The sequence below is a fragment of the Oleiphilus sp. HI0117 genome, assembly GCF_001635235.1.
Window position 1 is genome coordinate 1 of the sequence record NZ_LWGA01001208.1, and the last position, 15,278, is coordinate 15,278.

Below are 15,278 nucleotides of genomic sequence, written 5' to 3' on the forward strand. Positions count from 1 at the left end.
TCTAAATATTTTCTGCGGGTATTCTTAGAGCTTTCGGCATGCTGAAAACGATATTTTCTTCACGGCCATCAGCCTCTTCAACTTCTTTAGCCCCCAACTCTACCAAACGATCGACAACTTTCTGCACGAGAACTTCGGGTGCAGACGCACCAGCCGTAACGGAAATTGCGTTTGCCGACTGCAACCATTCCGGTTGAATCTGTGAGTGATCATCAATCAAATAAGCAGGCGTTCCCATACGTTCAGCCAGCTCACGTAAGCGATTAGAGTTTGAACTGTTAGGTGAACCAACAACCAGCATCAAGTCAGTTGAGTCTGCCAAGCCCTTTACAGCATCCTGCCGGTTTTGAGTGGCATAGCAAATATCATCTTTACGCGGCCCCTGAATATTGGGGAACTTTCTACGCAAGGCATCAATCACTTTCGCGGCATCATCGACAGATAGCGTTGTTTGCGTGACATAAGCCAAAGCATCCGGCTTTTCTACAACTAAGCTTTCCACATCCTGTTCATCTTCCACTAAATAAATTTTGCCACCTGAAGAAGAGTCATACTGCCCCATCGTTCCTTCAACTTCAGGGTGTCCTTCGTGACCAATCAACACACATTCCATACCATCGCGACTGTATTTGGTCACCTCGATATGGACTTTAGTTACCAGTGGACAGGTCGCGTCGAAGACATTCAAATCACGCTCTTTTGCTTCGGCTTGAACCGCCTTGGATACGCCATGAGCACTGAAGATAACCAAGGAATCATCCGGTACTTCTTCCAGCTCATCGACAAAAATGGCACCACGTTGCTTTAAGTCATCGACCACAAAGCGGTTATGGACCACTTCGTGGCGCACATAGACGGGGGCACCAAAGACTTCGAGTGCACGATTAACAATCTCAATAGCACGATCAACACCCGCGCAAAAGCCACGAGGGTTCGCCAGTTTAATCTTCATTTACAAGGCCTCAACCGAGACAACTTGAACCTTAAACGACAAGGTCTGGCCCGCTAAAGGGTGGTTAAAATCAATGGTCACTTCATTTTCATCAAAGGCTTTAACCACGCCAGGCAACTCAGACTGGTTTGCGTCGGCAAAGGAGATCATTAAGCCTTCAGCTAATTCCATATCTTCCGGGAAGTCTGCTCGCTTCATGACTTGCTGATTGTTTGGGTTAGGCATGCCAAAAGCTTTCTCTGGTGGAACCTGCCATTCTCCTTCTTCGCCTTCACTCATCCCGTCTAAGAAGGATAAAAAACCATCGGGTAATTGACCATCACCATACTCAAAGCGTGCTGGGTTCTTATCAAAGGTAGAATCGATCACTGCGCCATCTTCCATACTTAACGAGAAGTGCAATGTAACCAGAGTATTTTCACCGACAACTAAAGACAAATTTTGTACCACTCAAATAACAAGGTGAGAGCCTGTGCTCTCACAAATACAAGGGACTATAAACCATCCTCAGAGTCTGGTTTATTGCCACGAAAAACATCTATGACCATCATTGCAGCACCAATAGAAATCGCCGTATCAGCGATATTAAAGGCAGGGAAATGATAGTTATTCCAATAGAAATGAAGAAAGTCGACAACATAACCTAAGGTCATACGGTCATATAAATTCCCTATCGCACCGCCTAATATCAAGGCGACCGAGCAGGCAACCCAAGGCTCTTCTCGTAAACCTCTTAGCCAGACAACTAACGCGGCACTGACACCGGTTGCCAAGATGACAAAGAACCAACGCTGCCAGCCTGACTCCGTTGCCAGAAAGCTAAACGCTGCACCGGTATTATGTAATAAGGTAAAGTTAAAAAAGCCATCAATCACCGGTACAGGTACCGCATACTCAAGATTCGTACTGGCATAAAATTTAGTGAGCAGGTCGACAACAATAATGACGGTGCTCAGTGATAGCCAGCGCAGCATATGGGCAAACAAGCTCACCTGCGCTGAATCATTCGCTGTATTGGTCATGTTTGCTTGGCTCATGCGAACTGTCGCTGTTCGCCAGCGCCATCAACATTATCAATACAACGGCCACATAAATCTTTATGCGTTTCATGCTGACCGACATCTTCACGGTGATGCCAGCAACGCTCACACTTCTGGTGTTCAGATGCTTTAACATTGATCAGTAAGCCTTCCATTTCGCTTGGTAGCGCACCTTCAGCAGCCGATAGTTCGCCAACTGTCGCCTCAGAGGTGATCAAGACAAAACGTAGCTCATCGCCCAAGGACTTAAGCACTTCGTACAAACCGCCTTCACAATACAAGCTCACTTCTGTTCCAAGAGAACCTTTGATCTTGCCCGCATTACGCTCTTCTTCGATACGCTTATTCACAGCCGTTTTCGCTTCTAGCACCGTTGCCCAGAACTCAGAACCTTGCTGGCTATCTGCATCCATCGCAAACAAACCTTCGTACCAGGAACAAAGCATTACGCTTGATGCACGTTCTTCACCCTTAGGCTTAGGCATAACCGCCCAGATTTCGTCTGCAGTAAAGCTTAGAACTGGCGCAATCCAGCGAGTCATCGCTTCAAGAATATGGTACATCGCTGTTTGGCATGAACGACGAGCTAGACTATCTGCCTGAGTGGTGTACTGTCGATCTTTGATGATATCCAGATAGAAACCACCTAAATCAACGCCGCAGAAGTGAACAATTTTCTGTGAAACACTAAGAAAACTATACTCGTCATAAGCTTCTTGCAATTCAGTTTGAAGCTCTAAGGCTTTATCAACCGCCCAACGATCTAGTGACATCATCTCTTCAGGCGCTACCAAGTCCTTCTCTGGCTCAAAACCATTGATATTAGACAACAGGAAGCGCGCAGTATTTCGAATACGACGATAAGATTCGGCAGCTCGCTTGAGGATCTCGTCAGAAACCGTCATTTCACCACTATAGTCTGTTGCCGCTACCCAGAAACGCAAGATATCAGCCCCTAGCTTGTTCATCACTTCTTGTGGCGAAACAACGTTACCCAAAGACTTGGACATCTTCTTGCCTTCACCATCAACGGTGAAGCCGTGTGTTAACACCTGCTTATAAGGTGCTGCATTATTAATCGCGATACCCGTCTTCAAAGAGGACTGGAACCAACCACGGTGTTGATCCGAGCCTTCCAAGTATAAATCGGCAGGGTACTGACCTAGCTCTTCGCGCTGCTTTAATACCGCGGCATGCGTCACGCCCGAGTCAAACCAAACATCTAAAGTGTCGGTTACTTTTGTGTAATTCTCAGCGTCATCACCTAATAATTCGCTCGCATCCAATTCGAACCAGGCATCAATACCCTTCTGTTCAATTTTCTCAGCTACTTTAGCGATCAAATTTTGTGTATCAGGATGAAGCTCTTGTGTCTCGTTATGAACAAACAAAGTAATCGGAACACCCCAAGTACGCTGGCGAGAGATACACCAATCAGGGCTTTGCTCCAACATTGCTTCGATACGATTCTGACCCCATTCAGGTACCCACTGAACACCTTTCACCGCTTCCAATGCAGCTTCTTTCAAACCGTTCTGGGTCATACTGACAAACCATTGCGGCGTCGCACGATAAATCAGCGGAGTCTTGGTTCTCCAACAATGCGGATAGCTATGTGTGAAGACCTTTTTCTTAAGCAGTGCGCCTTGGCTCTCTAGCTCTTCTAAAATCGCTGCATCAACCTTATAAACATGCTGGCCAGCAAACTTGTCGACATCAGAACGGAAAGTGCCACCGCCATCAACATAGTTGAGCGTGCCTAAACCGTACTTCTTACCTACATTGAAATCGTCTACACCATGATCGGGTGCTGTATGAACCGCACCGGTACCCGCGTCGGTAGTGACGTGGTCACCCAAAATAACGGGAACCTGACGATCTCGATAGAAAGGATGAATCAACGCTTGTTTCTCAAGCGCCTGGCCAATACAACGGCCTAAGACTTCAAAAGACTCCAAACCATAGCGCTCAGCATTATCATCAACTAAAGCATCAGCCATGATAAGTAGCTCAGTGCCATTACCCGCGTCAGCCTTAACCAAGGCATATTCTAATTCAGCGTTTAAAGATACCGCTTGGTTAGAAGGTAATGTCCATGGCGTGGTCGTCCAGATCACAACAGACATAGGCACATCTTGCGCATCAACAGAGAAAGCCTCGTAAACAGCAGTCTGGTCGGCGACATTAAAACGAACATCGATCGCTGTTGACTGCTTATCCTGATATTCAACTTCTGCTTCAGCTAATGCAGAACCACCGACAACACTCCAGTAAACCGGCTTAAAGCCTTTCTGCAAGTGGCCGTTTTCAATAATTTGTCCCAAGGCTCTGACAATATCGGCTTCAAACTTAAAGTCCATGGTTAGGTAAGGCTTATCCCAGTCACCCAGAACACCTAGACGAATAAAGTCTTCTTTCTGGCCTGCAACCTGCTTAGCCGCGTAGTCACGACAGGCCTGACGAAACTCAGGGTAGTCTATTTTTACGCCGGCCTTGCCTTTTTTCTTTTCGACATTGTGTTCAATCGGTAAGCCGTGGCAGTCCCAACCCGGAATGTAAGGTGCGTCATAACCACTGATTGTTTTCGCTTTGACAATAATATCTTTAAGAATCTTGTTAACCGCGTGACCAATATGAATACTACCGTTTGCATACGGAGGGCCATCATGAAGAATAAACTTCTCTGCTCCCGCCCGGGCGGTTCTGATTTGTTGATACAAATCCATATCCTGCCACTGCTTTAACATGCCAGGCTCTCGCTGAGCCAGATTGCCACGCATTGGAAACTTGGTTTCGGGAAGGTTTAAAGTATGCTTGTAATCACTCATATTATTGTCACATCAGGTTGTCAATATTGTCCTTAGATCACTAAGGCACTCAATAATTTTTTATCAAGATCGCGTTTATATCTTTCTAGCTGGCCAATTTTTTAAAATATTCCTTGGCCTGCTTAACATCTTTATCTATCTGTTCTTTCAGAGCGTCAATACCATTAAAACGCTGCTCATCACGTACTTTCTGATGAAAAACAACTCGAACATTTCGGCCATATATATCTCGATCAAAGCCGAACAGGTGTACTTCTAGAGAAGGCAAGTAATTCCCAACGGTTGGTTTAACCCCAACATTCGCTACACCTTGATAAGGGGTATTATCCTCACCGTTCAAATAAAGGCTTACGACATAGACACCTGAAAATGGTACTTTCGTTCTCTTTAAGGCTACATTCGCTGTCGGAAACCCTAATTGGCGTCCAAGTTTCTGGCCGTGGATAACCTTACCCATGAAACTATAAGGGCGCCCTAAAGCATTCTCAGCAGCACTAAAATTACTCTTGGCCAACAATTCTCTAATCAGCGTACTACTAACTCTAAGAGGTGATTCTTCACACTCAACTGTCTGAGTACTTTCAACGCTAAAACCAAAGCGCTTTCCCGCATCTTTCAAGAGCGCATAATCACCCGAGCGGTCGCCCCCAAACCTAAAGTCATCACCAATCACCAGGTGCTTAATACTCAGGTGATCCACCAAAACCTGCTGAATAAACTCTTCTGCACTAAGCTGACTCAAATGCGCATCAAATTTTAAGCAAAATACAAAGTCGATACCGTACTCGGATATCGCCTGATACTTCTCTCGAAAGCGCATTAAACGAACAGGCGCTTCATCGGCTTTAAAATACTCAAGAGGTTGAGGCTCGAAAATAATAACAACGGACCGTAAGTCTTGTGTTTTTGCCTCGGTAACTACTTGCTCTAGAATCGCTTGATGCCCAAGGTGCACACCATCAAAGTTGCCAATCGTTGCAACACATGCCGTATTAGGCGAACTTTTATTTGTGCTTAAGTGCTGACAAGCTGCTATCAGCCCGGGGTTATGCATCCCTCTTAATAATCGCATCGCCACAGCTTGTATAAGTTCCTAGTAAAAACATGCCACAAAATAGTCGCCGATTATACTTGCTCAGGAGGGGAAGATTCAATCAACTCAGACCACAGCTAGCTAATAGAAATGAAAAAAGCCACATTTCTTTGCAATCTAGGCAATTTACCGCCCGAATATTTAAGAAATGCAGCTTTCTATTTGCAGAATGAAAAGTAAGACTTATTCCCACCAACCTACTAGGTTCATATAAATTATTGTCGCTGGTGCAAGAATAAAGGTCAGAATACCAACGGTCTCATCGGTTGACTCTTCGTTATTCTCATTCACGCGAATACCGTTTTCCTTACCAGAAGTGTAATACTTACGCCCCTCACGGTAGGTAAAATATTTATCAGGATCTTCCATCTGATAGTTCCCTTCATTTTGGTAAGCAGGAACAAACTCGTCATCTTCTGCATAAGCCGACGCACTGGCAAATATCACCGAAAACAAAAAAGCTGACATCAACTTTACGACAACTGACTGTTTTAAACTTTTCATAAGACTCTCCTTCACTTTCACTCCCTACACCTAAACAAATTCAACGCAGATATCCTTCATTTACGTTTGTCCATTTATTGAGCAAATTTCAGTCAGACTATTAAATGATATCGAACACAAAAAATAAAGTGATTTAACAATCGATAACAATCTCAGTGTCTAAGTTGCGACACAGCTATCAATCAAATACGAAAAATTCTTAAGAAAATAACACTCAGCACACCAGCAAACACACCATAAACATGAACATCTGTCGCAACTGAACCACCAATTAGCTCTGCTACCTGCTCGCTAGCATCAGCAAAGTATTCGTAGACAACCTTAACCAATAAACCCAAAAACACTAGCACACGCAACCACAGTGGGTACAAGTGATCTTGATACAAAGCATAAACCAATAGACCGTATAAGCCTCCCGACAAGCCCACATAGACACTTAGACCCGGACTACAGAACCATATCATGACGCTAATAATAAGAAAGAAAGCGCAGAGCAAAGAAACAATACGCACCGCTCGCCCCAAGCCTGAAAAGGTAAACAACAAAACCCCAAGGAATAGAGCATTCAAACCGAGATGAAACCAACTCAGGTGATCAAAATGCCCCACCAGCAAGCGCCACCATTGCCCTTCAGCAATACGCTGCCGATCAAAGCTAAAATCAAACTGGCTATTTTCAAATAAAAAGGTGTCACTAAGCTCTATAGCAAACGAAGGAATAACAAATATGAGAAAAGTAATAGAAAGCTGCAATAAGTGCTTTCTAGAATCAGTATTTTCCATACCTAGAAGCAGACCTAAAGAGGTCTAAGGACAAGAGGGTTTAATAAATAAACCTGAACTTCTCTGGAATCCAGAGAAATGGGAAGTGAAAATGTTTTCCAAAAAGGCATTCGTCGACAAGAGTCTTTCTTCACCCTAAGCACAGACACGTCGCGCCCTTGCACTCTCATCCGAAAGTCTTCAGGCTTGGTGCAGCCATTGCTTTTTGCCTGGAAGGTGATCGCCTCGTTATCAAGAGACTGCAGCACTATCGGCTCCGGAACTTGATTTTCAGGGCCACCCGCTAACACACCCCCTGAAAGCATGAGCACACCAACAAACCGAACTAAAACCATACGTAACATCAATCTAACACTCAAATAAAGACTAAGGCGCAAGTTTTAAGAACCTACGACGATAAGTCAGCAATAGCAAACATAGACATATCAGTTGCCAAGCAATGGCGCCACCACTTGAATCAGACTTTTTATTGCTGTCACTTTCCTCTTGCTCTGCTTCAATTGCGGTAAAACTAATTGATGCAATTCGCGCATCGTCCCCCTCACCCAAACCAAGGCTAGCGCCTCGCTTTCTCGCCAACACCCACTCAACATAAGCGCCACCCTCAGGCAGCTCTATAACGACGTTCGAATAGCTACTTCCTACGACTAAATCTTGCTCAACACCGTCAACCACTTCAGTCGTTTGACGAACACCATCAATATAAACATCCAGATTCATCACATCAGAGCTTGATAGTAGCCAGTCAAAAGCAAGCGTTCCCGCCCGGGAAAAGCGTGAAGAGAAACGTGATATATCTTGCGTGTCTGGCATTTCCACCGCTAACTCACTATCCCCCACATTTCGCCATGTACTCGCTGACTCAAGGATAAAATCAATACCACTTCCAGCTATTTCCATATCGTTTTCCGGATATACTCTGGTAGATAAGCGATACCAATTAAATCCTTCATTTGTATATATTGCCGTCATGACAGCCGTTTTTTCACCATCCTGATCAAAGTCCAGCTTCAAATCCAACTCGCAGTTATCACCCAAATACAGCACGTCATTTGAACAACGATCACCGACAACCTGAAACCCGCTCACATCACCAGACCCAAATTGCATCCAGCTGATCTCAAAAGGCTGAACCAGATTACTAGTTAAATTCAAGGTATATTCATATGGAGACCCTACAGTCATTTCCCCCAGATATTGAGCATTCAACACAACATCAGACCACTCTTTAACTCCCTCAAAATCATCCAAATAAGAAGCTACACGAGTATAAACTCCCGGGTACTGTGCCTGCCCGCACCCTTCACCAAAGCTCGTAACACCAACCTGAACCCAGTCACGATTCTCATTCTGCCAAAGCAAAGGGCCACCACTATCTCCTTGGCAAGAGTCTAAACCACCAGCTTGAACACCCGCACATACCATGTCGTCAGTCACCTCATCACCAATCTCGGCATAATTATCCTGGCAAGTTTCATGATTCATTAGCGTTACATCTGCTTCTTGGAGAACATCCGGGTAAGTCGCGACACTATCGTCTGGGTCTATATCCCCCCAACCAATAACGCGCAAGGAATCGCCTTCAGCAATTTTGCGCATATCCGCCTCAGTAGCTAACGAGAGCACTGGCACATCACTCACAGTCTCGGCTAGCTGAAACAATAAATAATCGCCATTTTCAGCCTCATTATATTCTATGAGATTAACGGCTCGCGCATTGCTCTGCTCTGGCAAATCATACCCAGACGAGTTACTCAAATCATAAGCACCAATAACCGCAACAAGACTATCCAAAGCCTCCCCGGCGTAGCAGTGAGATGCCGTTAATACATAGTATTCATCCACCAAGGTTGCACCACAAAAGTGCTCACCAGTATATTTATTTTGTAATGACACCATCCAAGGGTAATCCCTAAACTCAGCGTCAACACCACCAATAATCCTATTTTCCGCGCGAGCCCAACCTGAAGAAACAACGAGCATTACAATCACCACACTCATGGCACGATAGGTTTTCGATATACCTGCAGCGTTTCGACGAAAGAAAAATAGCACTGCCAAAAACACTAGCGCTAGTGGGTGGAATGCTCCACCACTAGACTTTGAATTGCTAGGACTTGTATCCTCAACTACATCTGGGTTATCTGCTGTAAAATTAACCGACTTCAAATACAAGGTCTTGCCTTCATCCCCTAATGAACTTTCACTCGTAGAACGCCAAAGTTCTCCCCTAGCCATGCGCCACTCAACAGTATTGACCTGATCTTCAGGTAACACGATAGTCTCACGACCATAAGCCTCAGCCGGCTTATATTCACTAAGCTCTTCACCATTTATCCACAATGAGACATCCATTACACTCGTATCATCTACTTTCCAGTCAAAGCTCAATTGGCCGCTACCATCAACCTTACCAATCAACATCGTTTGCTCATATAGGGTGTAGTCTGACACTAATTCGGAAACAATATCTCCCTGTAAATCCCACTCATTCTGCTTCTCTATAAAGAAAAACACTCCCTCACCCACACTTGAGCTAAAATCAGCTTCCCCTATCACATTACCACTCAACTCAAACGAGTAGCTTTCCTCCTTACCCTCAACCCCTATCATCAAGGTAGCAAACTTGATACCAGGTGAAAGGAAGTTCATCCGAATATGGACCTCGCAACTCTCCCCCGGAGCTAACTCAGAGCCCTGGCAATCAGGCAAAGCACTATCTTCCGTGCTGGTAATCGATAGCTCGGAAGGTGTATATTTTACCGTCCCTACACCACATTCATTGGTTTCAATCTCATCAACCTGAAGCTCAACACTATCAATTACAAAGCTATCAGCAGCACTATTTGTAAAACTTAAAGAAAAACCATTAACCTCTTTTATTCTGTATTTTAAAGACTCATCCGAGCCACCACTACATACAGGGTTCTCACCATCCTCCAATATACTTGAAGTAACATTTTCAGGCAGAGAAAGCTTGTCTGGGGTCAAATCGACAGGGTTTATAATATTGTCCACCCACTCTTTAAACGCTGAAACCCGGGTAAAAACATCTGGATAATCCAGACTTCCACAAACAGAAGGAGCTATGCTTGCCACGCCGGCTTGAAACCATTCACCACCTGTTTGAAATAATAAAGGGCCGCCACTATCTTTTTCGCATAGACCTTGAAGCCCATCATCTGTCTCTTCGATATAACCTGCACAAATATGTTTACCATCAATAGCATTACCATATATTGGTAAAAAGTCAGCTCCCAACGACGTTTCTAAATCGCCATTCAGGAAGGCTTTATTGCATTCGGTCTGGTTGAACAACGGTACATTCACTTCATGCAATACGCTTGGAAAGTCTTCGTTTATTGTGTCTTCACCGCCCCCACTAGAAATAAGATTGGGGTTGCCATCACGATCCCCCCATCCAACAATTGTTAGCAAATGACCTGCTTCGACACCTTCAAACATGGCTGAGCTAACTAATTCAAGAGGTGGATAAACACTCACATCAACCGCATCGGCCAACTCAAGCAACATCAAATCTCGACCTGACTCCACGCGACTAATCACCCCAATACGCCGCTCAGTTTCTTCAATTCGTGAGATATCATAATCTCCAACATAGACGGAAATTGCTTCAGCAGGCTCTTCATAGAAACAACGCGAAGCAGACATCACCCAACGTTCATGAATCAAGGTACCGCCACATTCATGCTCGCCAGTTGCCGAATTTCGGAGCGATACCATCCAAGGGTAATCACTCTCTACCTCAACTTCGTCGCCACCGACTATACGATTAGCTGAGAGAGCAGAGCTACTCGCAACACAAGCAAGCATGGCAAATAACATCACCCGAACAATACCGACATTGCGCCTAGCAACTAAAGCCTGACCACACATTGAAAGAAACATACCCTTAGCCATCCTGACCTCTATGGAACTCATAATCTTTATATATTGAACTGGACCTGTACTGCACAAGTAAAACGCTGAGAGATATAAAACAACTAAAATCATGCATCAGGAACACAGCAAAAAACTCCTCGAATTTTATCAGTCTTTTATAGCCAGCCCTATTGATTATAAAAACACTGTACAACTGCATTTAAATTTTGTGACGCTATAAACCTTTCTTATGGGAAGTTTCTACGAAATTTACCTTTTTCCAAAAACATTTACACAAGCTCTATAGATCAAGCCAGATCAAATCTAATCAAACTGCTGAGCATATGAGTCAATCGAAGCGTAAGGTTCAAGCACACCTTTTTGATTCATAGATAATATTTGATAAGGGTTAAACTTGTCTTGGTATTCCATACCCGGACTACCCAAGGGCATTGCAGGAACAATCAAACCAACTGAGCCAGCAGGTGGGTTTGATAAAAATTGTTTAATAAACTTCGCTGGAACATGTCCTTCGAACACGAAACCCTCTGACGACACAGCAGTATGACAGGAGCGAGCATTAGCAGGCAGCTGATAGAAATCTTTTATATGCGCCACCGAATCCTGGTTCACAACTATGGCCCACAAACCGCCCTGTTGAATATGATCCACCCACTCAGAACAACAAGAGCAACTCTTTGTTTTATAAACAGTCAAAGTTCTATCTGCTGCGCTCGATTCAGTACTAGACGAATCCTCTGATTGACCGCATGCACTCAAGATACCAAACGCCAGCATCATACTCAGTATCATAAAGCGCCGAACTAGCGAAACAGATCTCTCTCTATCTATTTGCATATCGCAATTACCTCACCCTTTTAATCTAGCTGCTATAGTTAAATTCTGAATAAAAAGATCGACCTATCAATAAAGGAATTCTTTCATGGTCAAATTTGTCCGTACGCCTGATGAACGCTTTAAAAACCTGCCGAACTATAGCTTTTCTGCTCACTATACCGACGTCGGTGGTTTGAGAATGCATTATATAGACGAAGGCCCGGGAAGTGCCGACCCAATACTCATGTTACATGGTGAACCCAGCTGGTCATACCTTTACCGCCACATGATCCCTATTTGCACTGCTGCGGGGCATCGAGTCATCGCTCCCGACTTAATTGGCTTTGGCAAGTCAGATAAGCCTGTCAATATTGAAGACTACTCCTATCAAAGCCATATGGACTGGCTCCTATCCTTAATCAACGCGCTTGATTTAAACAATATTACACTGGTCTGCCAAGACTGGGGTTCATTGCTCGGCCTTCGACTCGCGGCAGAAAATGAAGAGCGCTTCAAAGCAATTGTAGTCGGTAATGGCATGCTACCAACAGGTGAAGAAGACGTACCTTCCGCTTTTAAGATATGGAAAGCTTTTGCGCTTAATAGCCCCTGGTTCCCTATTGCAAAAATCGTAGAGATGGGGAGTTTTAAATCTTTTAGCAAAGACGAGCAGCGCGCTTACGATGCACCCTTTCCATCCAAGCAGTTCAAAGCAGGCACTCGGGCTTTTCCGGCTTTAGTACCAACAAGCCCGGACAACCCGGCAAGCAAAGCGAACAAGGCAGCGTGGGCGGTATTAGAAAAATGGCAAAAGCCTTTCGTTACCGCATTCAGCAATGGAGACCCTATAACACGAGGCGGTGATAAGTATATGCGTAAGAAGATTCCTGGTGCAAAGGGAATGAAACACGTAAAACTTAAAGGCGGCCACTTTCTTCAAGAAGATTCAGGAGCCGAATTTGCGCAAGTCGTCAATAACCTACTAACAGAGATAGATCATCATATAATCCCAGCCTCATAGAGAGTTTTTCTTAGGCAATAAAAAACCCGACTAAAAAGTCGGGTCAAAATCACAACAAATACTTCAAAGAAAAATAATGAAACCTATTCCGGGTCAGAGGGCCTGAATCACTTCCCCGTACTTCAATGTTTGTAGAATACGACATTAAAAACGTGATGTATGTATCACTTTTCTTTCATTATGTAACAATTGTTTTCAAGCTCTCAGTCATTCGCGCAAGGCAAGACCGCCTCAAAGATGCTCCCCACCTGAGCATTCGAACGGTATTTGATTTCACCCTTATGGAGTTTCATGATTCGCTGACAGATTGACAAGCCCAAGCCTGTACTTCGCTCTCCAGCTGTTGGCTTGGTTGATATATTGCAGAATGGCTTGAACAATAAGTGCTGCTCGGCCTTTGGTATTCCACCAGCCTCATCAATCACTTCGATACGCACCTTTTTATGATTACTCGATAAACGAACATCAATTTTCCCACCAACTGGCGAGTATTTAATTGCATTGGAAATCAGGTTATAGGCAACTTCTTTAATTCGCATGCTATCTGCTTCAACCCATACGGCTTCGACTGGCAATTCCAAGTTAAGTTTTTGCTGCTTATCATTCGCCAGGAGCTGGGCATCAGCAACAGCTTTATCCAATAGGGAACAAAGGTTTTCCCGATCTATATCGATTGAGATATTAGCATCCTCAATCGAACTCACATCAAGCAATCTATCCAGCAACTCCTCCATACTCTCTGCAGCTTCGATAACTAAACCCAGCAACATTTCCGGGTGCTCTCCGGATATCTCCCTTTTCAACATACTCGCAGCTGAAGATACAACACCCAAAGGGCCACGAATATCGTGAGCCGCCATACCAAGCAACTCATTCTTCTGCTGGTTCAAACTACTCAACTCAGAGAACTGATCCAGAAGCTGGGCATTGGCGTTGACTCGACTGCATACTTGCTCTTGCTGGAAAGGTTTTAATAGAAAGTCATTCCCACCATGCTTCATAAATTGCGCTATTTGGTCTGATGATGCCTTTCCTGACACACCAATAATAGCCATCTGACTCATATCAAAGCGTGAACGCAAAGCACCCAGCAACTCAAATCCATCCATGCCATTCATAATCAAGTCGACAAGAATAATTTTGTATTGATAACCCTGGTCGAGCAAATCCAGCGCCTTTTCAGCCGACCCCACAGAGGTAACACTAAAACACTGCTTCTCGAGCAATGCACTCATAAAATCTCTGGATGACGGTGCATCATCAACGACCAGAACCTCCATACTCCGATTGGCAGACATTCGATTAATCACCTGCACAACGTAACTGATATCCTGCTGCCCGTTCTTCAACACATAATCGGATACGCCCAAGGATAAAACCATCTCACGTAGATTTGGACTAAAGTTGCCGGTAAAAGCGATACATGGAATACTCTTTTCTGCCACTAGCTTTGCAGCAGCGCCATCACTTTCATCGGGCAGGTTCAAGTCTGTGATCGCAACAAATATTTCTTCTTGATGCAGCTCCACTAACTGAACCGCTTCAGAATAATTAAGCGCGACCAGCACTTGATAACTACCTTCTTGTCTCAGCGCCGCCTCTACACTCAATGCAAACGCTTTGCTATCCTCAACAATCAAAACAGTATTTTTCATCAAACAACCCAACAAGTGAATCTTAGTTCTATTCTATTCACCCTAAATTAAAAAAAGAGATCAAGAACAAGACCCCTTAATTACCTCCAGGTAATTATTAAGCACATAGCTATTTAATATAGTAGAGTTCGTATTGTTTTCACGATTAAAATACTCACAGAGCCATTAATTAAGCGATCTTTTATATGAATTTTCTAAAATTAGTCAGCGCCTTCTGCTTATTATTGCTGGCGACAGCCCATGCAAAAGACGCCATTGCGACCGATACGAAGCTATCAGAACAACTAATTTCATCTTGGATGAAGTCTCAAGACGCCCTGGAAGACTGGGGTAAGAAGCACCAAGCCCAACTGGAAGCAAAGACTAAGGATGAAACCGAAGTCGAAGATCCAAGTAAGATGACACCTGAAAGCATGATATCCCCCCTGAAAGCAGCGGGCTTATATTCAAGCGCCAATCAGCTTGTTCAGTCTCAAGGTTTCTCTAGTATCGATGAGTGGGCCGCGATCACCTTAAGAATTACCAAAGCGGCTGCCGCTATTGAATTTGAGGCGAACCCGGAAATGATGGACACCAGCCGACTTGAAGCCTTAAGGAATTCGAGTGACATCAGCCCGGAGCACAAACAAGTGTTAAGCAATGCTATTGAGAAAAACCAAGCCATGGTGAAACAGATACTGTCGA

At 44.3% G+C, this 15,278-nt stretch carries 13 protein-coding genes; 2 read left to right on the plus strand and 11 right to left on the minus strand.

Features of this window, described 5'->3' with window-relative positions; genetic code table 11:
* Window position 1: 1 nt before the first annotated feature.
* The 10 genes from ispH to A3757_RS21230 all read right to left on the minus strand — a co-directional run bounded on the left by ispH (window position 2) and on the right by A3757_RS21230 (window position 11,939).
* The gene (gene ispH, locus A3757_RS21180) at window positions 2–952 is read right to left on the minus strand and encodes a 4-hydroxy-3-methylbut-2-enyl diphosphate reductase (RefSeq protein WP_068512267.1); all 951 of its coding nucleotides are present in this window, start codon (window positions 950–952) and stop codon (window positions 2–4) included.
* A complete protein-coding gene (locus A3757_RS21185) occupies window positions 953–1,390 on the minus strand; it encodes a peptidylprolyl isomerase (protein ID WP_197470190.1) in 438 nt (145 codons plus the stop codon). It lies immediately after the preceding gene.
* A 56-nt stretch (window positions 1,391–1,446) separates the two neighbouring features.
* Entirely contained in the window at window positions 1,447–1,974 is a 528-nt protein-coding gene (gene lspA, locus A3757_RS21190) for a signal peptidase II (RefSeq protein ID WP_068553665.1), read from the minus strand.
* 11 nt (window positions 1,975–1,985) lie between these two features.
* Complete coding sequence (ileS, locus tag A3757_RS21195; protein ID WP_068553664.1) at window positions 1,986–4,820, minus strand: isoleucine--tRNA ligase; 2,835 nt, start codon at window positions 4,818–4,820, stop codon at window positions 1,986–1,988.
* A gap of 85 nt (window positions 4,821–4,905) precedes the next feature.
* On the minus strand, window positions 4,906–5,892 hold the full coding sequence (gene ribF, locus A3757_RS21200; RefSeq protein WP_068553663.1) for a bifunctional riboflavin kinase/FAD synthetase: 987 nt from the start codon (window positions 5,890–5,892) through the stop codon (window positions 4,906–4,908).
* A gap of 204 nt (window positions 5,893–6,096) precedes the next feature.
* The gene (locus tag A3757_RS21205; RefSeq protein ID WP_068512276.1) at window positions 6,097–6,417 is read right to left on the minus strand and encodes a hypothetical protein; all 321 of its coding nucleotides are present in this window, start codon (window positions 6,415–6,417) and stop codon (window positions 6,097–6,099) included.
* Between the two features lie 182 nt (window positions 6,418–6,599).
* On the minus strand, window positions 6,600–7,199 hold the full coding sequence (gene rrtA, locus A3757_RS21210) for a rhombosortase (protein WP_068509929.1): 600 nt from the start codon (window positions 7,197–7,199) through the stop codon (window positions 6,600–6,602).
* Window positions 7,200–7,213: 14 nt separating this feature from the next.
* On the minus strand, window positions 7,214–7,504 hold the full coding sequence (locus A3757_RS21215; RefSeq protein WP_156491851.1) for a hypothetical protein: 291 nt from the start codon (window positions 7,502–7,504) through the stop codon (window positions 7,214–7,216).
* Window positions 7,505–7,565: 61 nt separating this feature from the next.
* The gene (locus A3757_RS21220) at window positions 7,566–11,108 is read right to left on the minus strand and encodes a trypsin-like serine protease (RefSeq protein WP_197470191.1); all 3,543 of its coding nucleotides are present in this window, start codon (window positions 11,106–11,108) and stop codon (window positions 7,566–7,568) included.
* A 297-nt stretch (window positions 11,109–11,405) separates the two neighbouring features.
* Window positions 11,406–11,939: a DUF411 domain-containing protein gene (locus tag A3757_RS21230; protein ID WP_068553661.1), complete on the minus strand. Its 534-nt coding sequence runs from the start codon at window positions 11,937–11,939 to the stop codon at window positions 11,406–11,408.
* 85 nt (window positions 11,940–12,024) lie between these two features.
* Between A3757_RS21230 and A3757_RS21235 the strand changes: the two genes are divergently transcribed.
* Window positions 12,025–12,939 (plus strand): haloalkane dehalogenase, encoded by a 915-nt coding sequence (locus tag A3757_RS21235; protein WP_068512287.1) that lies wholly within the window; start codon window positions 12,025–12,027, stop codon window positions 12,937–12,939.
* A gap of 203 nt (window positions 12,940–13,142) precedes the next feature.
* Here the strand turns inward: A3757_RS21235 and A3757_RS21240 are convergent, their stop codons facing one another.
* Complete coding sequence (locus tag A3757_RS21240) at window positions 13,143–14,594, minus strand: hybrid sensor histidine kinase/response regulator (protein ID WP_068553660.1); 1,452 nt, start codon at window positions 14,592–14,594, stop codon at window positions 13,143–13,145.
* Between the two features lie 185 nt (window positions 14,595–14,779).
* On the opposite strand from A3757_RS21240, the gene A3757_RS21245 reads away from it, so the two are divergent.
* Window positions 14,780–15,278 (plus strand): hypothetical protein (locus A3757_RS21245; protein WP_068740256.1); only part of this gene is annotated, 499 nt, incomplete at its 3' end.